The following is a 22344-nucleotide window of genomic DNA, read 5'->3' on the forward strand; positions in this document are numbered from 1 at the left end:
TAATGAAATTATAACATTTTTGGGGCACGGAGTAAAGTGTCATCTTTTTACTCCAAAGAGTGTATAAATCTTATATTTATCAGTTATCGTCCAAAGTATCTTATTAGGTTTTTTTTTCTGTTCTTCGCTCATAGTTTAGCCTTTATTATATGTTAAATTCAAATTTATCTTGTAATTTATCCAAAATCTCTATGATTAAGTGTTTACTGTCAGATGTAATAATTTCGCTTTCATAGGTAAATATATTTTTATGGGACAATACATTTAATCGATTTGAAATGTCATTTGCATCAGTTATGCCTATTTTTTCTAAAACATAGCTAAATCTTCCGGTACCTAAAAAAGATGCAATATTTTCAAGTAGTTGACGCAGTAATACAAAATGATATGCAACGAGTCTATTTTCATTCTTTGCTTCATTTAAAACTTTTAATAAGTGTAAATGATATAGAAAAATTGCATTTTTAGGTTTTTCAAGAAATAATTCTCCATCTGTTTGTTTTCCGAGTATATATATTTCAATTAACTCTCTATATTTGTTACTTTTTTCACCTTTAGTTAACCAATTAGCTATGATTGAAAAAAAACCTATATGGTGAGTTGTGATGATAATTTTTCGATTACTTGAATAGTTTTTTATTAGGTTCATAATAGATAAAGCTGTAATAAAAATATTATTGTCATCTAAACTTGATATTGGATCATCGATAAAAAAATATTGGTTTTGATTTTCTTGAAAATCTTCAATTTCAAATAAGGCTAAAAAAAGCACCATATAAAAATTCTCTCTTCACCTCGAGATATTTTAATATTTTTCTCACTATTTTTAGTAAAAAAATAAATAGATTCTATTCCTTTTTCTGGATCATTATATGAATTAAATCTGAAATCAAAATTGAATTTATAAGGTTGAAGTTTTTCTTTGATATTATCTTCTGTTAATGAACTATGAAAATTATTTAGGCTACTTGGAATGATTTTCAATCTAATATTGGTTTCATCATTATCCCATACAAATAAATCTTCACTAAAAGCATTATAATATACACCTATATGATCACTATTTATTTTTGTTTGTTTTTTAAATTCTACTGATAATCTAGTTTTGCCAGTAGTATTGAATGCATAAAGTAAGATAATTTTTTTATCACTATCTATAATTTTTTTGGCAATGTTATTTATAGTCATTACTTCTCCTCATTTACAAAAAGCTGCTGCATCAATCCTTTTTTATGCTTTTGTAAAACTTCTATTTTTTTGGATTCTGCTTCGATGAGTTTGTCAAGAGATAAGAGTGTATTGGCAATTTTTTGTTGTTCTTTTGGATGTGGGACAAGAACTTTTTTATATTGAAATTCAGAAATATAATATCTTTTATGTTCAGCAACTATAAAATTAATATTATTAATTAATTCATATATAAATTTTAGATTATTTTTGTTTTTCGCTTTTAAAATTTTGATTACTGATGATTTGATTTTGAAAGGGAAATTTACATATTTACTTTCAATAGTAAAATCATCAAATATGATTGCTGGAAGATTTGTATAAATTCCGAAATTTTCATCTGTATAGCCTAAAATAAAACTTTTATTCGCTGTTAATACTGGAATTCCTTCATTGGGATTTATAAGGTAATTCTCATTTTTAACAATATATTTATCAGGTCTTTCATAATCTAATAAATCAATAATTCTCTTTTCTACCCACTCCCCACTATCTTTAAACTCAGGGAAACGAAGAGAGGGAACTTTTTCTCCTTCTTTTGGGAAGAGTCGCTGCATAAGGGCTTTTTTATACCGTTTTAAGCCTTCTACTTTTTGCTTTTGTGCCTCTATCATCTTATCAAGCGATCGTAATGTATCAGCGATTTTTTGTTGTTCTTGTTTATTTAGAGGAAAATAAATTTTAAAAGACTCTAAAGCATGCTTTGAAAGTTCTTTAAATGTGTTACCAGCACCTAAATTTATAAGTTTTTGTCTATTATATAAGATTGTATAATATAAAAATTCATAGTAATAATTATCTTTTGGGATAATTGCTTTACAACCTTGATTTATTGCCATTTCTTTTTTATTTATAGAAATATACCCTATTGGTGCACGAGTAGATAATATTATGCTATTTATTGGAAGTAAATCAGAAGAGCATTTTTCTAAGCCTTTTTGAGTAATTTTTCTTTTGGTTGTTCTGATATACTTTAATAAAGGATCATCTCCCATTTCAGCAGGTGTTAGCCACTCTATATCACCATTCCAATATTCTCTTTCTGTGGTGCTGGGAGTTCCACCTTGAACAATTTTTTTGCAATATTTTTAATATCTATTTTTACCCACTCCCCGCTATCTTTGAACTCAGGAAAACGAAGAGATGGGACTTTATTTTTCATGCTTATCCTTAAATGAAAATAAACTATTTTTTTCACATAAAGGAGAATCACTTTTATATGGAACTTTTGCAGATGGGATTAATTGTGAAGCATTTTTAAGATGCTGTTCTTGATCATCGAAAAAAATATGAGGTTTAAATGCTTTTAATATTCTTGATTTGTCTAAACCTCCTAAAAAAAATATTTCATCTATATAAACACCCCAATGTCTTAATGTATTAATTACTCTCATTTCTGCTGGTGCATTTCTTGCAGTTACTAATGCAATTCTGACAGGAGAATATTCTACGCTAAAAGGTAATCTATCTTGAAGTCTAGCTAACTTTTTTAAAAATTTTGCATAAGGCCCTTCTTCCATTGGTATATCTTGTAATTCGTCTTCATTTTTGTGAAACTCTTCCATTCCTTTTGACTTGTAAACAATTTCACTTTTTTCACTAAATAAAACCGCATCACCATCAAAAGCTATTCTAACTTGATTTTCTGGTAAAGAATTTATGTGCTCAGGAGGCTGTTGAACAATAGCAACAGCACATTTTTCACTATCCATTACACGTTGTGCATCTTTTTCATTTGTAGTTAAAAAAAGATCAACATAATAAGCTTCTAAATAGTCTGTTACAGGTTCGCCACCCGTAAAAGCATGTCGGGAAATAGGTAACTGTCTCTCTCTTATTGTTTTAAAAACTCTAATCCCAGTTTCAGGACTATTTCTTGACATTACAACTACTTCTACAAGTGGAGGCTCATCTTTTTTTGAATATTTATTTAAATTTAATAAAGCTTTTACTAAGGGCATCCCTGTTCCATCATCCAAAGGATCATTTTCATGCTTTAACATGTATTTTCGATATTCATCTATAGCTGTTTCTTTGTTTTCTTTATATTTTGTTCGAAATATTTTATCAGCTTCACTTAAATCAAAAAGGGCGGTTGCAGAAATACCTATTACTAAAGTATCCGATAAATCAAGAGCCATTAAATTCCTTTTATTTAATCTTAAAGGTTCCTATCTGCCGATAAGACTCCAAGGGAGGCTTCTTTAGATAGGTAGATAGGTCAACTTTACTACTCACCATAAACCTCCAACCCAGATATCTCTTTGCCATTTACCATTTTTCGAAGAAGTGGGATGAGCTCTTGCATAAGCTTTTTTTCTTTTGTTTTGCGCTCTTTCCAGCTAAGTTTTAGTGGAGCTAGTAAATCGGTAAGTTCTCCGGCGTCGAAAATGCGGCGGTTTACGATGCGGCTTACGAAATCATCCAATGTGTTATAATCGATACTATATTTTTTAGCAATTTCTTCTAAACGCTTTTTATATTGACGTTTTTTAAAGATTTCATACCCCTTTTCTATCTCTGCTTGTGTGAGTTTTTTACCAACTTCTAAGCTTTCGATATATGCGATAATATGATCTTTTTCATCTTTTAAATTGGTATGAGAGCGTAGTAGTGAGATGAGTTGTTTTTTAGTCATTTTCTGCTTTTTTGGTTCTTGCGAAGAGTATCTTGCAATTAATCGCATTATATAGTCATAATCAATCGTTGCAGAAGCAAATAGCACAAATTCAAAATCCAAAGCTTCCACTACCGGCGAGATCTCTTGTTCACTTTGCTGTTTGGCTTTGAGTTGACGGGCTGTCTCTAAATAGGAAGCTCGAAAAGCTCTTAAATCATTGAGTGGTATTATTTTTTCAATTATCTCTTTTTGTTTGGAAGTTAAATCGGTATACTGCTCCAATCGTGTATATAAACGCTGAATCTCTTTAAAAGCGTTGATAAATGCTGCTTTTGCTTCGTCACCTTTGAGATTTACTACTTCAGATGGGCTGCATGCTACACCATAACTCTCCATTACTGCTTCAAGATGCTCTGTGGCATTTTGTAGCTTTTGTATAGTTTCATCGGCACTTTCAACGAGCCATATCTCTTTAGGTGGTTGTTCACATTTGCCGCTAAAAAGCGCTATTGCTTCATCTACTGCTTCTTGCTGGGAGCAAAAATCCAAAATATTGCCATAAGGTTTTGTGTCGTTAAGTACTCGATTGGTTCTTGAAAAGGCTTGTATTAGTCCATGATATTTGAGATTTTTATCTACATACAGTGTATTGAGATATTTACTATCAAAACCGGTAAGTAGCATATCTACCACAATGGTTATATCTATCTTTTTATTATGAGGTAGGTCGCTATCTGGATATTTGTGATCTTTTATGCGCTTTTGTATATCTTGATAGTAGGTATCAAACTGTGCTATAGTGAAGTTGGTTTCAAATTGTTTATTGTAGTGTTCAATGATTTTTGATAGGGCTACTTTTTTACGATTAGGTTCTATTTTATTATCGAACTGCTCTTGAGGTAAATCTTCTTGGAGTTGGGCAATATCTTGATTGCCTTCAGCAGGCGGTGAAAATACACAAGCAATATTTAATGGTACAAACTCTTCATCTTCTTGCATTTTTTGTTGTTGCAAAGTTTCAAATAACTCGAAATATTCTATCGCGTCATCTATCGAAGCTGTAGCTAAAATAGCATTAAATCTTCTATGTGCTGTAGCATTGTCATGCTTTTTTAGGATCGTTTCTACTATAGCTTTTTTTGAAAGAATAGTGCTCTGTTTTGCTTTTTGATTTTGGGGTTGATAATAGTCTATATGAAACTTTAAAACATTTTTATCATTTATCGCATCACTAATAGTATAGGTATGAAGTTCATTGTCAAAAATATCTTTTGTAGTCATAAGCTTTGCTTCTTGTCCACCAATACGCCTGATAGTTGCATTTTTTTCAAAAATAGGTGTGCCTGTAAAGCCAAATAGTTGCGCTTTTGGAAAAAAGTCTCTAATAGCTTTGTGATTTTGCCCAAATTGGGAGCGGTGACACTCATCAAAAATAAAAACAATCCTTTTATCTCGTAATGGTTTTAGTCTCTCCTTGAAGTGAGAATTTTTACTATCTAGAGCAAGTCCAAGTTTTTGTATGGTTGTTACAATGACTTTATCAGCATAATCATCACTTAAAAGACGCTCCACAAGTGTATGAGTATTGGTGTTTTCTTCTACACACCCCTCTTGGAAGCGATTGAACTCCTCTCTAGTTTGTCGGTCTAAGTCTTTTCTATCTACTACAAAAAGACATTTATAAATATTTGGATTTTCTTTTAGGAGTGTAGAAGCTTTGAAAGATGTGAGTGTTTTACCGCTACCAGTTGTGTGCCAGATATATCCATTTCCCCGATTTTCTTGAATACTTTGTACAATTGCCTCTACTGCATATATTTGATAAGGACGCATCATCAAAATTTTTTGCTCACTCTCAACAAGCACCATATAGCGGCTAATCATTTCAGCAAGCGTACATTTTTTTAAAAATGTTTCACAAAACTCCATTAAATCTGTAATTTTACGATTGTTTCTATCTGCATAAATATATATTGGCAAAAACTGTTCATCTGCATTGAATTTAAAATGCTCATTACGATTATTGGCAAAATACCAAGTGGTAGTGCCGTTAGAAACGATAAAAAGTTGCATAAATGAAAGTAAAGTATTGGTATAACCATTACCCGGATCGTTTTTATAATCAATAATCTGCGCTATAGCTTTGCGCGGACTTATTTGCAAAGTTTTAAGCTCTATTTGGACAAGTGGCAGACCATTTATAAGTAAAATCACATCATAGCGTTGAAAACTGTTTTTGGTATTGATCCGTAACTGATTTATGACTTCAAAGCTATTTTTGCACCAGTCTTTAGTATTGACAAGAGTAAAATCAAGTGGTGTTCCGTCATCTCGTTCAAAACTATTTTTTGAACGCAAAAGCTTAGCACTTTTAAAAACATCTGGCATAATAATCTGCTCTAAAAGTCTATCAAATTCACTATCGCTTAAACGAATCTTATTTAATTCTTCAAATTTTTTTCGAAAATTCTCTTCCAGACTTTTTCTATCTTTTATATCTGGACGATAGGTATAACCTAAGTTTTGCAATTTTTTTTCTATTAAACTATTTTCTATATCACTCTCTCTTACATATTCTCCAAACTTGTCATATATCATACTTTTTTCTCCACCTTTTAAAGCAATCCTAAATCTTTGAGACTAACAAAATTATCTTTTGTCATTATAATATGATCTATAAGTTCTATTCCTAAGATATTACCACTTTCTTGTAGTCTTTTGGTTATTGCAATATCGGCTTGGGAGGGAGTTAGACTGCCACTTGGATGGTTGTGAGCAACAATTACACCTGCACACCTTTTTTCAATAGCTGGTGCAAAAACCTCTCTAGGATGAACGATACTTTTATCAAGGATTCCTATAGTTATGATACTTTTATGGCAAAGTGTTTTTGCTCCGCTAAGATAGAGAGCTAAAAAGTATTCTTGTTTTTTATTATGATATTCTCTTAACTCTTCATAAACATCTCTTGCTATTAGAATTTTTCGTTTAGGTTTTATCAAATAGCGTTTGCAAAGCTCTATTGCCGCAACTATTTGCGCTACTTTGGCTTGACCTAATCCATGAATTTGCATTAGTTTTTCTATATCGATATTGATAAAATCTTGCTTTAAAATTCGTATGATTTCTTTAGAAAGTTTTAGCACATCTTTACCGCGAATACCGCTTCCGAGCAAAATTGCAACTAGTTCATAATCTTTTAAACTTGCAGCTCCAGTTTTGAAAAGTTTTTCTCTCGGTCTATCTATGTTTTGAATTTCTTTTAAAGTTCTCATCACTTTTCTTTAAAATTTTTTATAATTAAGAAATTATATCGAATATAACTTTTTTGTTCCTATTAAAAATTTAATACCAAATCTAATAGACAAGAGAGTATGAAAAGATTTTGAAAATGCAGTTTAGCTTTATAATGAACCTACAGCGGAATAATGGCATAAAAGATTAAGTGCAGAGCATTTGCAAAAGAATTTTGGCCATATAAAAATTAGGTATTTGTAACAATCTTACTCTTTCCCCACAGCCCAGGCATAAAAGGGCAGAATTTCGCATTGAATATCACTTATACTATATCGAAAACTGCTCCCTATAGTGATAACTTCTATTTTTGTAAGAGCTATTTTGTTTCTTTTGAGAATTTGATCAATCTTTTCTTGGATCCTTGTTTCATTGCCGAAGGGGATGGGTAAGATGAGTCGCTTCTCTTCTGGAAGATAGAGTCCCATGGGTTCAAGGTAATAAACTTTTTTACCAGCAATTTCTAAAAAGACCATATTCTCGAAACTTTTTGGAAACTCTTTTTGAGTAAAGAGTCTTGATTTTATGGTAAAGTCGTGAAAAAAGAGCTTTTTTGCAGCCCTTTTTGCTCCAAATTTTTCTATTGCATAAATGTATCCGTTTTTCTGCCAGGATTCAAAAAGAGTGTAAAATCGGTCTTTTGAGATACGATATCGTTCTTTGATGCGATTGAAAAGAAAATAGGCTGATGCTGTGTATCCTTGAAAATAGGCGATTTCTTTGAAAATTTCGAAATCTTCTTTGAAAGTAAGGTAGAGTAGATTTTGAAAATATTTCTCTTTTTTGAAATCGTCAATTTTAGAAAGTTCGGGATAGTTGCCATTTTTGAGAAAGTTGTTAAAAGCCACTTTGATATCGGTTTTTCTTTCAAACAAGAGATATTCTTCAAAGTCGAGATTGTGTAGACGATAATGTGTAAAACCATCGATATCAAGACTATTATGAGAAGCGATGATGAGGTGGTGAGCTTTGGGCAAAAACGTGGTATTTTGTATTCCATACAGAACAACAGTTTTGATTTTATTTTGATCAATAAATGATTGTATTGAATCGAGTGTTATACTATCGGCTCGTACATCATCAAAGTCAATACATAGAACCTCTTTTTGATCAAAATAGGTCTGTATAAAAGATTGCAATAACGCATACTTTCCACAAAATTTTGGACCGGTTAGAAGTATCCTTGTCCCAGGTGTAATCTCCAGTTTTCTTGGTAAGAAGCTATAGGATGTGATACTATGTTCATAAAAATATTCAATTGCTCTCATTTTTCCTTCTCAAAAGGAAATAAATTACAAAAATTATAGCGAAAACTCTTGATTTTCCAAATTGCATTGTCTATAATTCAGACTCCAAATTAGGTTGCTTCGGCAACGAGTTCTTTGTGAAAGGCGACAATGGAAAAGATTCGACTTAAGCTTCGTGCTTACGATCACCGGGTTTTAGATAGAAGTGTCTCAGCTATCGTTGAGGCTGTGAAGCGAACGGGAGCAGAGATCAGAGGTCCGATTCCCTTACCTACAAAAATCAGAAGATATACGGTTCTTAGATCACCACATATCAACAAAGATTCAAGAGAACAGTTTGAGATAAGAATTCACTCAAGATTGATTGATATTGTTTCGGCAACACCTGATACAGTCGATTCGTTGATGAAACTCGACTTAGCGCCAGAGGTAGATGTCGAAGTACGGTCAATGGGTGAATAAGGGGAGCAGATGGAATATATCGTAGAAAAAATTGGAATGAGCAGAACCATTTCGGTTCCAAGTGTACCTGTCACACTTTTGAAGGTAAAAGAAGCAAAAGTTTGTGAACTTTTGGAAGGTGGGAAGGCTATCGTAGCATATTCTCAAGGTAAAAAAAGAAATAAAGCAATCGAAGGGCAGCAGAAAAAATATGGTCTCAGCCCAGAATTTAACAGATTTATAACTTTGAAAGTTGCAAATACAGAAGCTGGTGATCTTGATGTGACACCACTCAGTGAAGCGAAAAGAATCAAAACAAGCTTCAACTCCAAAGGTCGAGGTTTCAGCGGGGTTGTAAAGCGATGGAATTTCGCTGGTGGTCCGGACAGCCACGGTTCACGATTTCACAGAGCACCCGGTTCAGTGGGTATGTGTGAATGGCCTGGTCGAATCATGCCAGGACAAAAGATGCCAGGACAATATGGAAATAAAAAAGTGACTGTTCAAAACGAAGTTGTAAGTTTCGATCCAGAGAACATGATCTTGGTAGTGAAAGGTTCAATTCCTGGACCTAACGGAGCACTCGGTAAAGTAAGGATTGTGAAATGAGTAAAGCAGTAGTTTTAAATGAAAATTTTGAAAAGGCAAGTGAAGTAGCACTTCCTGAACATTTTCAAGGCATAAACCCACATAACCTTTACCTTTATGCAAAAGCGTATGCTGCAAATTTAAGAGCAAACAATGCGCATACGAAAAGCAGAGGCGAAGTAAGCGGCGGTGGAAAAAAACCTTGGCAGCAAAAAGGTCGAGGTGGTGCACGAGCCGGATCTATTCGATCACCTTTGTTTGTTGGTGGTGGTGTAGCGTTTGGTCCGAAAAACACCAAAAACTACACACAAAAAGTGAACAAAAAGCAAAAAAGAAAAGCACTCGAATTTGCACTAAACGAAAAAGGTGAGCAGGGTGCTCTTTTCATCGTAGATTCTATTGCGGTAGAGTCTGGAAAGACCAAAGATGCTGCAGCGATAGTAAATAAAATCGGTGCACGCGATGTATTGGTTGTTAAAGAGAATATTGATGAAAAAACGTTTTTGGCATTTAGAAACCTGCCAAATGCATATTTGATCGAACCAAACGAACTGAATGCGTATCTCGCAGCGGCCTTTAGAGCTGTAGTGATCGAAAAACCAGTTTGGGAAAAAATCGTAAAAGAGGGCTAAGATGGCAGATATAACAGATATCAAATCAATCATTTATACTGAAAAGAGTTTGGGCCTTCAAGAAGAGGGATATGTCGTTATCCAAACAAGTGACAAAATGACAAAGAATCAGCTTAAAGCTGTTTTGAAAGAGTATTTTGGTGTTACTCCCGTAAAAATCAACTCTCTTCGAATGAAGGGTAAAACGAAAAGATTTCGAGGAGTAGAAGGTAAACGAGATAACTATAAAAAATTCTATGTGAAGCTCCCAGAGGGCGCAAGCATAGAAAGTTTAGCGGTGTAAGGATAGAGACATGGCAATAAAAAAATATAAACCGTATACGCCCAGCCGACGCTTTATGAGCGTTGTGGACAGCAGTGATATCACTGCAAAACCTAGTGTTCGAAAACTCTTGGTAAAACTCCCGGCACGTGCGGGACGAAACAACCAAGGACGAATCACTTCCAGACACAGAGAAGCTGGAGCAAAAAAACTGTATCGAATCATCGATTTTAAACGAAACAAATTTGGTGTGCCAGGACGTGTGGCAACAATCGAGTATGATCCATACAGAAACTGTCGAATCGCTTTGGTTGTTTACAGAGACGGTGATAAAAGATATATTATTCAGCCAAGCGGATTGAAAGTTGGTGATACTGTAGAAGCGGCTGAAGCTGGATTAGATGTATTGCCGGGCAACGCTATGAAGCTAAAAAATATTCCTGTTGGTACGCTTGTACACAACATCGAAATGAAACCCGGAAAAGGCGGACAGCTTGCGCGAAGCGCCGGAGCATATGCACAGATTATGGGTCGAGAAGACAAATATGTCATTTTGCGACTTCCTAGTGGCGAAATGAGAAAAATTCTTGGTGAGTGTATGGCAACAATCGGTGTTGTTGGAAACGAAGAGTACGCCAACATCGTAATCGGTAAAGCTGGTCGAAATAGACACAGAGGTATCCGACCGCAAACGAGAGGTTCAGCAATGAACCCAGTTGATCACCCACACGGTGGTGGTGAAGGAAAAACCGGTCCAAGTGGTCACCCTGTAACACCTTGGGGTATGCCAACCAAAGGTTATAAGACACGACGCAAAAAACCAAGCGACAAGCTTATAATCTCAAGAAGAAAGAAATAAGAGGGTAGAAGATGGCAAGAAGTATTAAAAAGGGTCCATTCGTAGATGACCATCTCATGAAAAAAGTACTCAAAGCAAAAGAGAGCGGAGACAAAAAGCCTATCAAAACATGGTCTCGAAGAAGTACAATCGTTCCTGAAATGATCGGACTTACTATCAACGTGCATAACGGACGACAATTTGTTCCTGTGTACATTACAGAAAACCATGTGGGCTTCAAGCTTGGTGAATTTGCACCTACAAGAACTTTTAAAGGCCACAAAGGCTCTGTTCAAAAGAAAATCGGGAAATAAGGATAGGTGATGAGTAAAGCGGTATTGAGATTTATTCGACTCTCACCTACTAAAGCGAGATTGATCGCTCGCGAGGTGCAGGGTATGAATGCGGAAGAGGCATTGGCGGCATTGGAGTTTATGCCAAACAAAGCGGCAAAAGTAATCTCAAAAGTGATTACGAGCGCTGTAGCAAATGGCGGATATGAGCCTGAAGAGGTTGTGATCACATCTTGCCGAGTAGACAGAGGTCCTTACCTAAAACGATTTCGACCAAGAGCGAGAGGTCGAGCCAGCAGAATCATGAAGCCAACTTCCCATGTGTATGTGGAAGTAGCACAAAAGAAGGATAGCTAATGGGTCAAAAAGTCAATCCGATTGGTTTAAGACTTGGAATCAACAGAAACTGGGAGTCACGATGGTTTCCGGATTTCAATAAAATGCCGGAAAGAGTCGAAGAAGATAATAAAATCAGAAAGTTTTTGAAAAAAGAGCTCTACTATGCAGGAATCAGCAATATTATCATAGAGCGAACAGCGAAAAAACTTCGTGTAACAATTGTAGCGGCAAGACCTGGAATCATCATCGGTAAAAAAGGTGCCGATATCGAAAAATTGAAACAGAAGCTTCAAAAGCTTGTTGGCAAAGAAGTTTTTATCAATATTAAAGAAGAGAAACGACCACAAGCATCTGCGCAGCTTGCTGCTGAGAACGTTGCAACGCAACTTGAAAGACGGGTTGCTTTTAGACGAGCCATGAAAAAAGTTATCCAAGCAGCGCAAAAAGCTGGCGTAAAAGGAATCAAAGTTCAAGTTGCCGGACGACTTGGCGGAGCTGAAATGGCTCGGACTGAGTGGTATCTTGAAGGAAGGGTTCCTCTTCATACATTGAGAGCAAAAATTGATTACGGTTTTGCAGAAGCGCATACAACCTATGGAGTGATCGGGGTTAAAGTTTGGATCTTTAAAGGTGAAGTTCTTCAAAAAGGAATTCGACCAGAGCCAACTGAAAGACCTCGACGAAGAGCTCCAAGAAGGAGAAGCTAATCATGTTGATGCCAAAGAAAACAAAATATAGAAAACAACAAAAAGGCCGAAACAGAGGTAAAGCTTATAATGGTAACAGCCTCGCCTTCGGAACTATTGGAATCAAAGCCCTTGAACATGGCCGAATTGACTCTCGTCAAATTGAGGCTGCAAGGGTTGCAATGACACGGAAAGTAAAAAGAACCGGTAAGATCTGGATACGAGTATTTCCAGATAAACCTTTAACCAAAAAACCATTGGAGACAAGGATGGGTAAAGGGAAAGGTTCTGTTGAAAAGTGGGTTATGAATATCAAACCTGGCCGAATCATTTACGAAATGGCCGGAGTTGAAGAGAGCCTTGCAAGAGAAGCGCTCGATCTTGCACGATATAAACTTCCTTTCAAAACAAAAATCGTGACACAAGAGAGTGAAAATGAAATATACTGAGATAAAAGAGAAGAGCCTACAAGAGCTCGAAGGGTTGTTGAAAGAGAAGAAGTTGGAGCTGTTCGGGCTTCGAATGAAGCTCAAAACTATGCAGCTTCAGGATACGAGTGCGATTAGAAAAACAAGAAAAGATATCGCACGCATCAAGACTGCAATCGCAGAAAAAAGAAGGGCTGGATAATGGCTTACAAAAGAGTTATTCAAGGAAAAGTGGTAAAGAAAAGTGGTGATAAAACAGTTTCGCTTCTTGTAGAGCGAAAAGTTGTACACCCAAAATATCACAAAATTGTTAAAAGATTTAAAAAATATCTTGTGCATGATGAGCACAATAAAGCAAAAGTTGGTGATATCGTTACTGCCGTAGAGTGTAGACCGATTTCCAAACGAAAATCTTTTAGGCTCAAAGAGATCGTTCAGGCAGGAGTTGAGTAATGATTCAAAGTTTTACAAGACTAAACGTCGCTGATAATAGCGGCGCTAAAGAGATCATGGCTATTAAAGTGCTTGGAGGCTCAAAGAGACGATATGCCTCTGTAGGTGATGTTATCGTTGCATCTGTAAAGAAAGCTTTGCCAAACGGTAAAGTAAAAAAGGGTCAAGTTGTTAAAGCTGTTGTTGTACGAACAAAGAAAGAGATTCAAAGAGAAAACGGATCTTTAATTCGATTTGATGACAATGCAGCAGTTATTCTTGATAACAAAAATGAACCGATCGGTACTCGTATCTTCGGTCCCGTTGCCAGAGAGGTTCGATATAAAAACTTTATGAAAATAGTTTCTCTTGCACCGGAGGTGCTCTAATGGCTAAGTTTAAAATCAAAAAAGGCGATATGGTTGAAATCATCGCCGGAGACGATAAGGGAAAAAGAGGCGAAGTACTTCAAGTGCTTCCAAAAAAAGAGGCTGTTATTGTTGCTGGATGCAAAGTGGCAAAAAAGGCTGTAAAGCCAAGTGAACAGCATCCTGAAGGCGGATTTGTCAATAAAGAGATGCCTATTCATATCTCGAATGTGCGAAAAGTAGAAGGTGGTGCGTCATGACATTGGAACTCAAGAAAAAATATCAAGAAGAGGTTGCACCAGCATTAAAAGAGGAGCTTGGACTTGCAAATCCGATGCTGACTCCAAAGCTTGAAAAAATTGTGATCAGCGTTGGTGCCGGCGAAGCAAGTCGTGATAGTAAACTCATGCAAAATATCCAAGATACTATCAGTCTTATTGCTGGTCAACATGCCGTTGTAACAAAAGCAAGAAAGAGTGAGGCTGGATTTAAAATTCGTGAAGGAATGCCGGTAGGTGTACGGGTAACGCTTCGTGGTGATAGAATGTGGAACTTTTTGCAAAAGCTTATTTACATTGCGTTACCAAGAGTGAAAGACTTTCGAGGTCTTCCACGAAACGGTTTTGATGGACGAGGAAACTACAACTTTGGTCTCGATGAGCAGTTGATGTTTCCAGAAGTGGACTATGACAACATCATCAAAACACACGGAATGAATATTACAATCGTTACATCGACAGACAACGACAAAGAAGCGTTTACAATGCTTGAAAAGCTCGGATTCCCATTTGCTAAAGGTGGTAGATAATGGCAAAGAAAAGTATGATCGCAAAAGCGAAAAGAAAGCCAAAATTTAAAGTACGGGCATATACACGATGCCGAATCTGTGGTCGTCCAAAATCTGTATATAGAGATTTTGGTCTTTGTAGAATTTGTCTTAGAAAAATGGCAAATGAAGGTTTGCTGCCAGGCGTTAAAAAGGCGAGCTGGTAATTCACTAATAGGTAGCGGCACAGCCGAACCCTATTAGATATTCATGAAGGAGAAAAAAAAATGGTCAATGATATTATTGCCGATTCTATAACGAGAATTAGAAACGCCTCTATTAGAGGACAAGAGGTTACAAAGCTTCTTTATTCAAAAATTGTAGAAGCAATCGTAAAGATTTTACAGGAAAAAGGGTACATTGAAAGTTATAAGGTTGTCGAAGAAGGCAACAAAAAGTTTATCAATGTGGTTTTGAAATATGAAGAAGCTGGAAAGAAAAAGAGACCTGTTATCAATGAAATTAAACGAATTTCAAAACCTGGTCGACGTATCTATAAAGGCAAAGATGAAATCAAACGATTTAAAAATGGATACGGAACGATTATTGTAAGTACGAGTAAAGGTGTGTTACCTAACGATGAAGCTTACCGCCTAGGTGTTGGCGGCGAAGTCCTTTGTAGTGTTTGGTAATACGATATCCATTCGAGCAATCGTAGAAATATCGTATAAAGGAAAAAAATGAGTAGAATAGGAAAACAACCGGTTACGATACCAAGTGGTGTCGATGTAAAAATTGAAAACGGAAAAATTATTGCCAAAAAAGGCAATCTTACACAAGAAATTGAATTTGGTAATCGTGTCAATGTTTCAATCGAAGATAATAAAATCGTTTTTTCGCCAGCAGGTGAAGACAAACAATCCAAAGCATTTTGGGGAACATACCGAGCATTAACAAACAATGCGATCGAAGGCCTAACAAAAGGCTTTGAAAAGAAACTTGAAATCAACGGTGTTGGATACAGAGCTGCAGTAAAAGGAAAAGAGCTTGAATTGCAGCTTGGTTTTTCACATCCGATTCTCTATCCTATTCCAGAAGGTATACAGATCAGTGTTGAAAAAAATATCATCACGGTCAAGGGCCACGATAAACAAAAAGTTGGCCAGGTAGCAGCTGAGATTAGAAGCTTCAGACCACCTGAACCTTATAAAGGCAAAGGTGTGAAATATGTTGATGAAGTTATCATCAGAAAAGCTGGTAAGACAGCGAAGAAGTAAAGGGTAGGTTATGAGAGAGAGTATTCAAAGAAGAAAAAATAGATTGAGAATAAAAAGAAAAAGAAGAGTTCGAGGAAAGATCACAGGAAGTGCTGATCGACCTCGTGTATCCATTTTTAAGTCCAATAGACACTTTTATGCACAAGCTATCGATGATACAAAAGGGCATACTCTTGCCTATAGTGATGGTGCGAAATTGGGCGTAAAAGTAAATAAAGAGGATGTGAAAAAAGTTGCTGAGGATTTGGCTGGAAAGCTTAAAGCTCTCAACATAGAGACAATCGTGTTTGATAGAAACGGATATCTCTACCATGGTGTGGTAGCGTCCTTTGCTGATGCTTTACGAGAAAACGGAATCAAGTTTTAGGGGTAGTCAATGGAAAAATGGAATAGAGAAGAATTCGAAGAGGTTGTCGTAAATATCAGTCGTGTCACCAAAGTTGTAAAAGGTGGACGACGATTTCGATTTAGTGCACTTGTTGTTGTAGGCGACAAAAAGGGTCACGTTGGATATGGTATCGGGAAAGCGAAAGAGGTTCCTGATGCTATTAAAAAAGCGATCGATAATGCATTTAAAAATATAACAACTGTACATATCAAAGGTACTACAATTGCTCACGATATTGAGCATAAGTATAATGCAAGCAAAATACTGCTCAAGCCTGCAAGTCAGGGTACCGGTGTAATCGCTGGTGGTGCAGCAAGACCAGTACTAGAACTTGCTGGAATTCAAGATATTTTGACAAAATCACTTGGTTCCAACAACCCTGCAACACTAGTTCGTGCAACTATTGAAGCATTAGAGCGAATAAAAGGATAAGCAATGGCACTACACAATCTACAACCAGCACCTGGAAGTACACACAAAACGAAAAGAGTAGGCCGAGGTCAAGGAAGTGGCATGGGGAAAACCGCCACAAGAGGTCAAAAAGGTCAAAAGAGTAGAACTGGATACTCACAGAAAAGGGGATTTGAAGGTGGTCAGCAACCTTTACAAAGAAGACTCCCAAAAGTTGGTTTTACATCCAATGTCGTAAAACCACATGCAATTAATGTAGACAAAGTGAAAAAAGTTGCCCAGTTGGAAGAGATAACTATGGAAACTATCCGAAGTGTCTATAAGTTACCTAAATATGTAACAAGAGTAAAATTGATTGGGAGCAGTGTACAAGAGATCGTCTCTAAAATTAAAGACGATAACATCTCTTATAGTGGACGAAAATAATGAGTCGCGCACTCATAAACAAGATCCTCATTACGCTGGGATTTCTCTTTTTATATAGAGTCCTGGCGTATGTGCCGGTTCCTGGAGTAAATATTGACATAGTGAAAGAGTTTTTTGATTCCCAAAGCGGCAATGCCTTAGGAATGTTCAATATGTTCAGCGGAAACGCTGTACGAAGACTCAGTATCATTTCATTGGGAATCATGCCCTACATCACCGCTTCTATTATTATGGAACTTCTTGCTGCAACATTTCCAAGTCTAGCTCAGATGAAAAAAGAGCGAGACGGAATGACCAAATATATGCAGATCATCAGATATGCAACTATTGTGATAACACTTATCCAGGCAATTGGTGTGTCAATTGGTCTGCAAAGTTTAACAGGCCGTGGCGGGGAAAGTGCCATTATGATCGATATGCCTACTTTTGTAACGGTTGCTGCTATCAGTATGCTTGCAGGTACTATGATATTGATGTGGATAGGAGAGCAGATTACGCAAAAAGGTATAGGGAACGGTATATCACTGATCATTTTTGCTGGAATTGTCTCAGGAATACCGACTGCTATTGGTGGAACTATCAATCTTGTCAATACAGGTGAAATGAATTTCCTCGTTTTAATAGCTATCGTAGCCATTATTTTAGTTACAGTCGGGTTTATCATCTATGTAGAATTGGCTGAACGCAGAATCCCGATATCCTATTCAAGAAAAGTGTTGATGCAAAATCAGAAAAAAAGAATTATGAACTATATTCCTATCAAAGTAAACTTGAGTGGAGTCATTCCGCCGATTTTTGCTTCTGCAATTCTCATGTTTCCATCAACGATTTTACAATCAAGCACAAATCCGATTGTGCAAAAGATTTCAGATATTTTGAATCCCAACGGATTTGTTTTTAATGCATTAATGTTTTTCCTTGTTATCTTTTTTGCTTATTTTTATGCATCTATTGTTTTCAATGCAAAAGACATTGCGGACAATCTCAAGCGTCAAGGCGGATTTATTCCAGGGGTCCGTCCGGGTGAGCCAACTGCGGCATATCTGAATGAAGTGGCAAGCAGACTGACATTTTGGGGTGCCATCTATCTAGGTATCATCTCAACGCTCCCATGGGTTTTGGTTAAGGCGATGGGTGTGCCGTTCTATTTTGGTGGAACAGCTGTATTGATCGTAGTTCAGGTAGCTCTTGATACGATGCGAAAAATCGAGGCACAGATCTATATGAACCGTTATGAAACACTGAGTGCTGTGGGTCTTTGATGGCTATCGCAATTAGAAAACCTGCTGAGATAGAAAAACTTCGTAAAGCAAATATAATCGTTGCAAAAACACTGAACTATCTCAAAGAGAAATGCCAGCCTGGCGTTTCTCTCAAAGAACTTGATCAAATGGGTGAGGAGTATATAAGAAGCCTGGGAGCACGACCATCTTTCAAAGGACTATACGGTTTTCCAGCATCTGTGTGTACCTCGGTCAATGAAGTTATCATTCATGGAATCCCTACGGACTATCGTCTTCAAGAGGGCGATATCGTAGGACTTGATATCGGTACCGAACTTGATGGATGGTATGGAGATGCGGCAATTACAGTAGGTGTTGGTGCAGTTTCGAAAAAAGATGAAGAACTTATCAATGTAGCCAAAGATACTCTCTACTACGCAATCGATATTATTAAAGCTGGCATGCGTTTTAAAGAATTAAGTTATGAGATAGAAAAATATATCCGCTCACGGGGATATGTACCACTCCACGGCTTTTGTGGACATGGCATTGGAAGAAAACCCCATGAAGAGCCAGAGATTCCCAATTACCTTGAACATGGATCACCAAAAAGTGGACCCAAAATCAAAAATGGCATGGTATTTTGTCTTGAACCTATGATCTGTCAAAAACTTGGCACTCCGAAAATTCTTGAAGACAAATGGTCTGTCGTGAGTGAGGATGGTCTTCGAGGCAGTCATTATGAACATACCGTTGCAATTATAAATAATAAAGCAGAGATATTAAGCAAGGAGGATTAAATGGCAAAAGATGATGTTATAGAAGTGGACGGTGTAGTCAAAGAGGCGTTACCAAATGCGATGTTTCGAGTTGAACTGGAAAATGGGCACGTAGTTTTATGCCACATTGCTGGCAAAATGAGAATGCATTACATCAAAATACTTCCAGGTGATAAAGTAAAAGTAGAGTTGACTCCATACAGCCTCGACAAAGGTCGAATAACTTTTCGATATAAATAAGCTTAAATTAAGGCAAATATAAGTAAAATTATGTCCCTTTTTATAAGCTGAGGGAAGAATCTTTGTAAGAGCGAGGCACAATTCTTACAAGGATTGGTTGAGTTGCTCACTCAACCTAGGCGTACCGTTTCCGTGCCGAAATCATAAAGGAGAAACCAATGAAAGTTAGACCATCTGTCAAAAAGATGTGTGAAAAATGTAAGATTATCAAACGCAAAGGCGTTGTTCGAGTAATCTGTGTAAATCCAAAACACAAACAAAGACAAGGATAGTCCATGGCAAGGATTGCAGGCGTAGATTTACCAAAAAATAAAAGAATTGAATATGCACTTCCATATGTATATGGAATCGGTTTGACAACATCAAGAAAAATTCTAGATGCAGTAGGCATCAGCTATGACAAAAGAGTATATGAACTCACAGAAGATGAAGTAGCTGCGATCAACAAACATATCCGTGAAAACTATATGGTCGAAGGGGATCTTCGAAGAAAAGTAGCTATGGATATCAAAGCACTTATGGATATCGGCTGCTATAGAGGTCTTCGACACAGACGCGGTCTTCCTGTTCGAGGACAGAGAACAAAAACAAATGCTCGAACAAGAAAAGGTAAGAAAAAAACTGTAGGTGCTAAATAAAGGATTGAATGATGGCGAAAAGAAAAGGTGCAAGAAAAAAGATCGTTAAAAAGAATATCGCGCGAGGTGTTGTGTACATCAATGCAACATTCAACAATACTGTTGTGACTGTGACTGATGAGATGGGGAATGTCATTGCATGGAGCAGCGCTGGAAGTTTGGGATTTAAGGGAAGCAAAAAATCTACTCCATTTGCTGCACAGCAAGCTGTAGAAGATGCAATGGCAAAAGCAAAAGAACATGGTATCAAAGAAGTTGGGATCAAAGTTCAAGGGCCAGGAAGCGGACGAGATACGGCCGTAAAAAGTGTTGGGGCTATTGAGGGTATCCGAGTCCTCTTTTTTAAAGATATCACCCCACTGCCACACAATGGATGTAGACCTCCAAAACGAAGACGAGTATAAAACGATTTAAACGGTACGCCAAAACAGAGCAATAATATTTTGGATTAGGAGAAACAGATGGCAAGATATAGAGGTCCGGTAGAAAAGATTGAAAGACGGCTTGGTGTAAGTCTTGCTCTTAAAGGTGAGCGAAGACTGGCTGGCAAAAGTGCACTTGAAAAGAGACCATACCCGCCAGGACAGCATGGACAAAGACGAAGCAAGATTAGTGAATACGGATTACAGCTTCGAGAGAAACAAAAAGCGAAATTTATGTATGGTGTTGCCGAAAAACAATTTAGAAATCTTTTCAAAGAAGCAAATAGAATGGAAGGCAACACAGGGGAAAACTTGATTAAGCTTCTCGAAAGAAGACTTGATAACGTAGTTTATAGAATGGGATTCGCGACCACAAGAAGATTTGCAAGACAGCTTGTAAACCATGGACATGTTCTTGTGGACGGCAAAAGAGTCAACATCCCATCATACAGAGTAAAACCTGGCCAAAAAATTGAGATTAGAGAAAAGAGTAAAAACAATCCACAGATTCAACGATCTTTGGAGTTGACTAATCAGACTGGAATCGTTCCTTGGGTTGATGTTGATAAAGAGAAGGTCTTTGGTATCTTTACACGTATTCCAGAACGAGAAGAGATAGAGATTCCAGTAGAAGAGCGATTGATCGTCGAGCTATACTCTAAATAATAGTTAAAAATAAAATAAAGAGAGTGGAGCAATGAACAAAATAAAAATAACTCCATCTGTACCGACACATATGGATGTAGAAAAAGTTAAAGAGAATGCCATCAGATTGCATGTATATCCATATGAGAGCGGATACGCCATTTCTGTGGCTCATCCGCTTCGAAGACTTCTTCTTAGCAGTACGGCTGGATATGCACCTATTGGATTGAAAATTGAAGGCGTACAGCATGAATTTGACAGTGTACGTGGTATGCTTGAGGATGTGGCAGCTTTCATTATCAATCTTAAAAACGTCCGCTTTAAGCTCAGAGATAGTGAGCAAGAAAGCATCACCCTTGAGTACGAATTCAACGGGCCAAAAGAGCTTTATGGTAAAGATTTTGAAAATGAATTAGTCGAAGTTGTCACTCCCGATGCTTTTCTTGCAACATTGAACGAAGATGCTGAGCTAAAAATTAGCATCATAGTTCAAAAAGGGATTGGGTACGTTCCGAGTGAGATGATTCGAGATCTATTGCCACAAGGCTATATTCCATTAGATGCTTTTTTTACTCCTGTGAAAAAGGCGGTCTATGAGATAGAAAAAGTACTTGTCGAAGATAATCCAAACTATGAAAAAATCGTTTTTGATATAGAAACAGATGGACAAGTTGATCCAGTGACCGCTTTGAAAATGGCAATGAACGTGATGCAAAGCCAAATGGAGATTTTTACAAAAGATATTGAAGTAACAGAGACTTCAGGGCAAGATATAGAAAACAGCGATATTTTTTATCAACCATTGGATACTCTTGATTTGAGTGCTCGAAGTTACAACTGCTTAGATAAAGCAGGGATCAAGTATGTTGGCGAGCTCCTTTTGATGAGTAGCGAAGCATTGAAATCGATCAAGAACCTCGGAAAAAAATCCCTTGATGAGATTCAAGAAAAACTTTCCGAACTCAATGTGGATATTACAAAATTGAGTGAAAAAGAGAAAGAGTCCATTCTTAAAAAAATAGAACAGAACAAGTCCTAAAGGATAGCAAATGAGACATAGACACGGATATAGAAAACTGAGTAGAACAAGTGCTCATAGAAAAGCGTTACTGAAAAACCTTGCAATTGCCTTGATAATGAATGAGCGAATAGAAACGACTGTAGCGAAAGCCAAAACATTACGAAGCTACATCGAAAAGCTCATTACAAAAGCAAAAAAAGGCGATTTCAATGCTCATAGAGAGGTATTTGCCTATTTGCAAGATAAAGAGGCAACAAAAAAACTTATGAATGAAATCGCTCCAAAATATAGCGAGCGCAACGGCGGTTATACGAGAATCATTCGAACGCGAACAAGACGCGGTGACGCAGCTTCTATGGCTTTCATCGAACTTGTATAATTATAGAGGCTCTGCCTCTATATCCTACTAAAAT

At 36.7% G+C, this 22344-nt stretch carries 37 protein-coding genes; 29 read left to right on the forward strand and 8 right to left on the reverse strand.

What is annotated here, in order from left to right:
* Nucleotides 1-145: 145 nt before the first annotated feature.
* The 8 genes from JG735_RS01125 to JG735_RS01160 form a co-directional block, all read right to left on the reverse strand.
* On the reverse strand, nt 146-775 hold the full coding sequence (locus tag JG735_RS01125) for an AAA family ATPase (RefSeq protein ID WP_201335034.1): 630 nt from the start codon (nt 773-775) through the stop codon (nt 146-148).
* Nucleotides 760-1188, reverse strand: a complete 429-nt coding sequence (locus JG735_RS01130; RefSeq protein ID WP_201335035.1) for a hypothetical protein — start codon at nt 1186-1188, stop codon at nt 760-762. Before JG735_RS01130 ends, JG735_RS01125 begins: the two co-directional genes overlap by 16 nt.
* Nucleotides 1188-2300, reverse strand: coding sequence for a restriction endonuclease subunit S (locus JG735_RS01135; protein ID WP_370583462.1), 1113 nt, complete (start codon nt 2298-2300; stop codon nt 1188-1190). Before JG735_RS01135 ends, JG735_RS01130 begins: the two co-directional genes overlap by 1 nt.
* Complete coding sequence (locus JG735_RS01140) at nt 2243-2389, reverse strand: hypothetical protein (protein WP_201335037.1); 147 nt, start codon at nt 2387-2389, stop codon at nt 2243-2245. The genes JG735_RS01135 and JG735_RS01140 overlap by 58 nt, the downstream gene beginning before the upstream one ends.
* Nucleotides 2379-3368 carry a 5'-nucleotidase gene (locus tag JG735_RS01145; protein ID WP_201335038.1) on the reverse strand — a complete coding sequence of 330 codons (990 nt, stop codon included), beginning with the start codon at nt 3366-3368 and terminating at the stop codon, nt 2379-2381. Before JG735_RS01145 ends, JG735_RS01140 begins: the two co-directional genes overlap by 11 nt.
* 89 nt (nt 3369-3457) lie before the next feature.
* Nucleotides 3458-6445 (reverse strand): type I restriction endonuclease subunit R, encoded by a 2988-nt coding sequence (locus JG735_RS01150; RefSeq protein WP_201335039.1) that lies wholly within the window; start codon nt 6443-6445, stop codon nt 3458-3460.
* Between the two features lie 17 nt (nt 6446-6462).
* A complete protein-coding gene (gene radC / locus JG735_RS01155; protein WP_236584116.1) occupies nt 6463-7122 on the reverse strand; it encodes a DNA repair protein RadC in 660 nt (219 codons plus the stop codon).
* 228 nt (nt 7123-7350) lie between these two features.
* Nucleotides 7351-8409, reverse strand: a complete 1059-nt coding sequence (locus JG735_RS01160; RefSeq protein WP_201335041.1) for an ATP-binding protein — start codon at nt 8407-8409, stop codon at nt 7351-7353.
* A gap of 129 nt (nt 8410-8538) precedes the next feature.
* Between JG735_RS01160 and rpsJ the strand changes: the two genes are divergently transcribed.
* From rpsJ to rplQ, 29 genes are all read left to right on the forward strand, one after another.
* On the forward strand, nt 8539-8850 hold the full coding sequence (gene rpsJ, locus JG735_RS01165) for a 30S ribosomal protein S10 (protein ID WP_012081599.1): 312 nt from the start codon (nt 8539-8541) through the stop codon (nt 8848-8850).
* A gap of 9 nt (nt 8851-8859) precedes the next feature.
* Nucleotides 8860-9438 (forward strand): 50S ribosomal protein L3, encoded by a 579-nt coding sequence (gene rplC / locus JG735_RS01170; RefSeq protein WP_201335042.1) that lies wholly within the window; start codon nt 8860-8862, stop codon nt 9436-9438.
* Nucleotides 9435-10049: a 50S ribosomal protein L4 gene (gene rplD, locus JG735_RS01175; RefSeq protein ID WP_201335043.1), complete on the forward strand. Its 615-nt coding sequence runs from the start codon at nt 9435-9437 to the stop codon at nt 10047-10049. The genes rplC and rplD overlap by 4 nt, the downstream gene beginning before the upstream one ends.
* 1 nt (nt 10050) lies before the next feature.
* Nucleotides 10051-10332, forward strand: a complete 282-nt coding sequence (locus JG735_RS01180; RefSeq protein WP_201335044.1) for a 50S ribosomal protein L23 — start codon at nt 10051-10053, stop codon at nt 10330-10332.
* Nucleotides 10333-10342: 10 nt separating this feature from the next.
* Nucleotides 10343-11170 carry a 50S ribosomal protein L2 gene (rplB, locus tag JG735_RS01185; RefSeq protein ID WP_201335045.1) on the forward strand — a complete coding sequence of 276 codons (828 nt, stop codon included), beginning with the start codon at nt 10343-10345 and terminating at the stop codon, nt 11168-11170.
* A gap of 11 nt (nt 11171-11181) precedes the next feature.
* Nucleotides 11182-11463 carry a 30S ribosomal protein S19 gene (gene rpsS, locus JG735_RS01190; protein WP_012081604.1) on the forward strand — a complete coding sequence of 94 codons (282 nt, stop codon included), beginning with the start codon at nt 11182-11184 and terminating at the stop codon, nt 11461-11463.
* Between the two features lie 9 nt (nt 11464-11472).
* Nucleotides 11473-11799 (forward strand): 50S ribosomal protein L22, encoded by a 327-nt coding sequence (rplV, locus tag JG735_RS01195; RefSeq protein WP_012081605.1) that lies wholly within the window; start codon nt 11473-11475, stop codon nt 11797-11799.
* Nucleotides 11799-12488 (forward strand): 30S ribosomal protein S3, encoded by a 690-nt coding sequence (gene rpsC, locus JG735_RS01200; RefSeq protein WP_012081606.1) that lies wholly within the window; start codon nt 11799-11801, stop codon nt 12486-12488. The genes rplV and rpsC overlap by 1 nt, the downstream gene beginning before the upstream one ends.
* A 2-nt stretch (nt 12489-12490) precedes the next feature.
* Nucleotides 12491-12916, forward strand: a complete 426-nt coding sequence (rplP, locus tag JG735_RS01205; protein ID WP_012081607.1) for a 50S ribosomal protein L16 — start codon at nt 12491-12493, stop codon at nt 12914-12916.
* Nucleotides 12903-13097: a 50S ribosomal protein L29 gene (gene rpmC / locus JG735_RS01210; protein WP_012081608.1), complete on the forward strand. Its 195-nt coding sequence runs from the start codon at nt 12903-12905 to the stop codon at nt 13095-13097. The genes rplP and rpmC overlap by 14 nt, the downstream gene beginning before the upstream one ends.
* The gene (rpsQ, locus tag JG735_RS01215; protein WP_012081609.1) at nt 13097-13348 is read left to right on the forward strand and encodes a 30S ribosomal protein S17; all 252 of its coding nucleotides are present in this window, start codon (nt 13097-13099) and stop codon (nt 13346-13348) included. Before rpmC ends, rpsQ begins: the two co-directional genes overlap by 1 nt.
* A complete protein-coding gene (gene rplN, locus JG735_RS01220) occupies nt 13348-13716 on the forward strand; it encodes a 50S ribosomal protein L14 (protein WP_012081610.1) in 369 nt (122 codons plus the stop codon). Before rpsQ ends, rplN begins: the two co-directional genes overlap by 1 nt.
* Complete coding sequence (gene rplX, locus JG735_RS01225) at nt 13716-13955, forward strand: 50S ribosomal protein L24 (RefSeq protein ID WP_201335046.1); 240 nt, start codon at nt 13716-13718, stop codon at nt 13953-13955. The genes rplN and rplX overlap by 1 nt, the downstream gene beginning before the upstream one ends.
* On the forward strand, nt 13952-14503 hold the full coding sequence (gene rplE, locus JG735_RS01230; RefSeq protein WP_201335047.1) for a 50S ribosomal protein L5: 552 nt from the start codon (nt 13952-13954) through the stop codon (nt 14501-14503). Before rplX ends, rplE begins: the two co-directional genes overlap by 4 nt.
* Complete coding sequence (locus tag JG735_RS01235; RefSeq protein WP_012081613.1) at nt 14503-14688, forward strand: type Z 30S ribosomal protein S14; 186 nt, start codon at nt 14503-14505, stop codon at nt 14686-14688. Before rplE ends, JG735_RS01235 begins: the two co-directional genes overlap by 1 nt.
* A 60-nt stretch (nt 14689-14748) precedes the next feature.
* Complete coding sequence (gene rpsH, locus JG735_RS01240) at nt 14749-15153, forward strand: 30S ribosomal protein S8 (protein ID WP_012081614.1); 405 nt, start codon at nt 14749-14751, stop codon at nt 15151-15153.
* Nucleotides 15154-15201: 48 nt separating this feature from the next.
* On the forward strand, nt 15202-15738 hold the full coding sequence (gene rplF, locus JG735_RS01245) for a 50S ribosomal protein L6 (RefSeq protein WP_201335048.1): 537 nt from the start codon (nt 15202-15204) through the stop codon (nt 15736-15738).
* Between the two features lie 10 nt (nt 15739-15748).
* Nucleotides 15749-16105, forward strand: a complete 357-nt coding sequence (gene rplR / locus JG735_RS01250; RefSeq protein ID WP_012081616.1) for a 50S ribosomal protein L18 — start codon at nt 15749-15751, stop codon at nt 16103-16105.
* A gap of 9 nt (nt 16106-16114) precedes the next feature.
* Nucleotides 16115-16558 (forward strand): 30S ribosomal protein S5, encoded by a 444-nt coding sequence (gene rpsE / locus JG735_RS01255; protein ID WP_201335049.1) that lies wholly within the window; start codon nt 16115-16117, stop codon nt 16556-16558.
* A 3-nt stretch (nt 16559-16561) separates the two neighbouring features.
* Nucleotides 16562-16963 (forward strand): 50S ribosomal protein L15, encoded by a 402-nt coding sequence (gene rplO / locus JG735_RS01260; protein WP_201335050.1) that lies wholly within the window; start codon nt 16562-16564, stop codon nt 16961-16963.
* Nucleotides 16963-18225, forward strand: a complete 1263-nt coding sequence (secY, locus tag JG735_RS01265) for a preprotein translocase subunit SecY (protein WP_201335051.1) — start codon at nt 16963-16965, stop codon at nt 18223-18225. Before rplO ends, secY begins: the two co-directional genes overlap by 1 nt.
* On the forward strand, nt 18225-18986 hold the full coding sequence (gene map, locus JG735_RS01270) for a type I methionyl aminopeptidase (RefSeq protein WP_201335052.1): 762 nt from the start codon (nt 18225-18227) through the stop codon (nt 18984-18986). The genes secY and map overlap by 1 nt, the downstream gene beginning before the upstream one ends.
* Complete coding sequence (gene infA, locus JG735_RS01275) at nt 18987-19205, forward strand: translation initiation factor IF-1 (protein ID WP_201335053.1); 219 nt, start codon at nt 18987-18989, stop codon at nt 19203-19205. It abuts the gene before it with no gap.
* Nucleotides 19206-19363: 158 nt separating this feature from the next.
* Nucleotides 19364-19477: a 50S ribosomal protein L36 gene (gene rpmJ / locus JG735_RS01280; RefSeq protein WP_012081622.1), complete on the forward strand. Its 114-nt coding sequence runs from the start codon at nt 19364-19366 to the stop codon at nt 19475-19477.
* Nucleotides 19478-19480: 3 nt separating this feature from the next.
* Entirely contained in the window at nt 19481-19843 is a 363-nt protein-coding gene (rpsM, locus tag JG735_RS01285; protein ID WP_012081623.1) for a 30S ribosomal protein S13, read from the forward strand.
* An 11-nt stretch (nt 19844-19854) separates the two neighbouring features.
* Nucleotides 19855-20247: a 30S ribosomal protein S11 gene (gene rpsK, locus JG735_RS01290; protein ID WP_012081624.1), complete on the forward strand. Its 393-nt coding sequence runs from the start codon at nt 19855-19857 to the stop codon at nt 20245-20247.
* A 57-nt stretch (nt 20248-20304) separates the two neighbouring features.
* Nucleotides 20305-20931 carry a 30S ribosomal protein S4 gene (rpsD, locus tag JG735_RS01295; RefSeq protein ID WP_201335054.1) on the forward strand — a complete coding sequence of 209 codons (627 nt, stop codon included), beginning with the start codon at nt 20305-20307 and terminating at the stop codon, nt 20929-20931.
* Nucleotides 20932-20962: 31 nt separating this feature from the next.
* Entirely contained in the window at nt 20963-21949 is a 987-nt protein-coding gene (locus JG735_RS01300; protein ID WP_201335055.1) for a DNA-directed RNA polymerase subunit alpha, read from the forward strand.
* A 10-nt stretch (nt 21950-21959) separates the two neighbouring features.
* Nucleotides 21960-22310 carry a 50S ribosomal protein L17 gene (rplQ, locus tag JG735_RS01305; RefSeq protein WP_201335056.1) on the forward strand — a complete coding sequence of 117 codons (351 nt, stop codon included), beginning with the start codon at nt 21960-21962 and terminating at the stop codon, nt 22308-22310.
* Nucleotides 22311-22344 lie beyond the last annotated feature (34 nt).

Source organism: Nitratiruptor sp. YY08-10 (genome assembly GCF_016629565.1).
Lineage (GTDB): Bacteria > Campylobacterota > Campylobacteria > Campylobacterales > Nitratiruptoraceae > Nitratiruptor.

Coding starts and splice junctions, on each gene's coding strand:
- JG735_RS01125 (WP_201335034.1), bottom strand. CDS start 775: ATGGTGCTTTTTTTAGCCTTATTTGAAATTGAAGATTTTCAAGAAAAT.
- JG735_RS01130 (WP_201335035.1), bottom strand. CDS start 1,188: ATGACTATAAATAACATTGCCAAAAAAATTATAGATAGTGATAAAAAA.
- JG735_RS01140 (WP_201335037.1), bottom strand. CDS start 2,389: ATGAAAAATAAAGTCCCATCTCTTCGTTTTCCTGAGTTCAAAGATAGC.
- JG735_RS01145 (WP_201335038.1), bottom strand. CDS start 3,368: ATGGCTCTTGATTTATCGGATACTTTAGTAATAGGTATTTCTGCAACC.
- JG735_RS01150 (WP_201335039.1), bottom strand. CDS start 6,445: ATGATATATGACAAGTTTGGAGAATATGTAAGAGAGAGTGATATAGAA.
- radC (WP_236584116.1), bottom strand. CDS start 7,122: ATGAGAACTTTAAAAGAAATTCAAAACATAGATAGACCGAGAGAAAAA.
- JG735_RS01160 (WP_201335041.1), bottom strand. CDS start 8,409: ATGAGAGCAATTGAATATTTTTATGAACATAGTATCACATCCTATAGC.
- rpsJ (WP_012081599.1), top strand. CDS start 8,539: ATGGAAAAGATTCGACTTAAGCTTCGTGCTTACGATCACCGGGTTTTA.
- rplC (WP_201335042.1), top strand. CDS start 8,860: ATGGAATATATCGTAGAAAAAATTGGAATGAGCAGAACCATTTCGGTT.
- rplD (WP_201335043.1), top strand. CDS start 9,435: ATGAGTAAAGCAGTAGTTTTAAATGAAAATTTTGAAAAGGCAAGTGAA.
- JG735_RS01180 (WP_201335044.1), top strand. CDS start 10,051: ATGGCAGATATAACAGATATCAAATCAATCATTTATACTGAAAAGAGT.
- rplB (WP_201335045.1), top strand. CDS start 10,343: ATGGCAATAAAAAAATATAAACCGTATACGCCCAGCCGACGCTTTATG.
- rpsS (WP_012081604.1), top strand. CDS start 11,182: ATGGCAAGAAGTATTAAAAAGGGTCCATTCGTAGATGACCATCTCATG.
- rplV (WP_012081605.1), top strand. CDS start 11,473: ATGAGTAAAGCGGTATTGAGATTTATTCGACTCTCACCTACTAAAGCG.
- rpsC (WP_012081606.1), top strand. CDS start 11,799: ATGGGTCAAAAAGTCAATCCGATTGGTTTAAGACTTGGAATCAACAGA.
- rplP (WP_012081607.1), top strand. CDS start 12,491: ATGTTGATGCCAAAGAAAACAAAATATAGAAAACAACAAAAAGGCCGA.
- rpmC (WP_012081608.1), top strand. CDS start 12,903: ATGAAATATACTGAGATAAAAGAGAAGAGCCTACAAGAGCTCGAAGGG.
- rpsQ (WP_012081609.1), top strand. CDS start 13,097: ATGGCTTACAAAAGAGTTATTCAAGGAAAAGTGGTAAAGAAAAGTGGT.
- rplN (WP_012081610.1), top strand. CDS start 13,348: ATGATTCAAAGTTTTACAAGACTAAACGTCGCTGATAATAGCGGCGCT.
- rplX (WP_201335046.1), top strand. CDS start 13,716: ATGGCTAAGTTTAAAATCAAAAAAGGCGATATGGTTGAAATCATCGCC.
- rplE (WP_201335047.1), top strand. CDS start 13,952: ATGACATTGGAACTCAAGAAAAAATATCAAGAAGAGGTTGCACCAGCA.
- JG735_RS01235 (WP_012081613.1), top strand. CDS start 14,503: ATGGCAAAGAAAAGTATGATCGCAAAAGCGAAAAGAAAGCCAAAATTT.
- rpsH (WP_012081614.1), top strand. CDS start 14,749: ATGGTCAATGATATTATTGCCGATTCTATAACGAGAATTAGAAACGCC.
- rplF (WP_201335048.1), top strand. CDS start 15,202: ATGAGTAGAATAGGAAAACAACCGGTTACGATACCAAGTGGTGTCGAT.
- rplR (WP_012081616.1), top strand. CDS start 15,749: ATGAGAGAGAGTATTCAAAGAAGAAAAAATAGATTGAGAATAAAAAGA.
- rpsE (WP_201335049.1), top strand. CDS start 16,115: ATGGAAAAATGGAATAGAGAAGAATTCGAAGAGGTTGTCGTAAATATC.
- rplO (WP_201335050.1), top strand. CDS start 16,562: ATGGCACTACACAATCTACAACCAGCACCTGGAAGTACACACAAAACG.
- secY (WP_201335051.1), top strand. CDS start 16,963: ATGAGTCGCGCACTCATAAACAAGATCCTCATTACGCTGGGATTTCTC.
- map (WP_201335052.1), top strand. CDS start 18,225: ATGGCTATCGCAATTAGAAAACCTGCTGAGATAGAAAAACTTCGTAAA.
- infA (WP_201335053.1), top strand. CDS start 18,987: ATGGCAAAAGATGATGTTATAGAAGTGGACGGTGTAGTCAAAGAGGCG.
- rpmJ (WP_012081622.1), top strand. CDS start 19,364: ATGAAAGTTAGACCATCTGTCAAAAAGATGTGTGAAAAATGTAAGATT.
- rpsM (WP_012081623.1), top strand. CDS start 19,481: ATGGCAAGGATTGCAGGCGTAGATTTACCAAAAAATAAAAGAATTGAA.
- rpsK (WP_012081624.1), top strand. CDS start 19,855: ATGGCGAAAAGAAAAGGTGCAAGAAAAAAGATCGTTAAAAAGAATATC.
- rpsD (WP_201335054.1), top strand. CDS start 20,305: ATGGCAAGATATAGAGGTCCGGTAGAAAAGATTGAAAGACGGCTTGGT.
- JG735_RS01300 (WP_201335055.1), top strand. CDS start 20,963: ATGAACAAAATAAAAATAACTCCATCTGTACCGACACATATGGATGTA.
- rplQ (WP_201335056.1), top strand. CDS start 21,960: ATGAGACATAGACACGGATATAGAAAACTGAGTAGAACAAGTGCTCAT.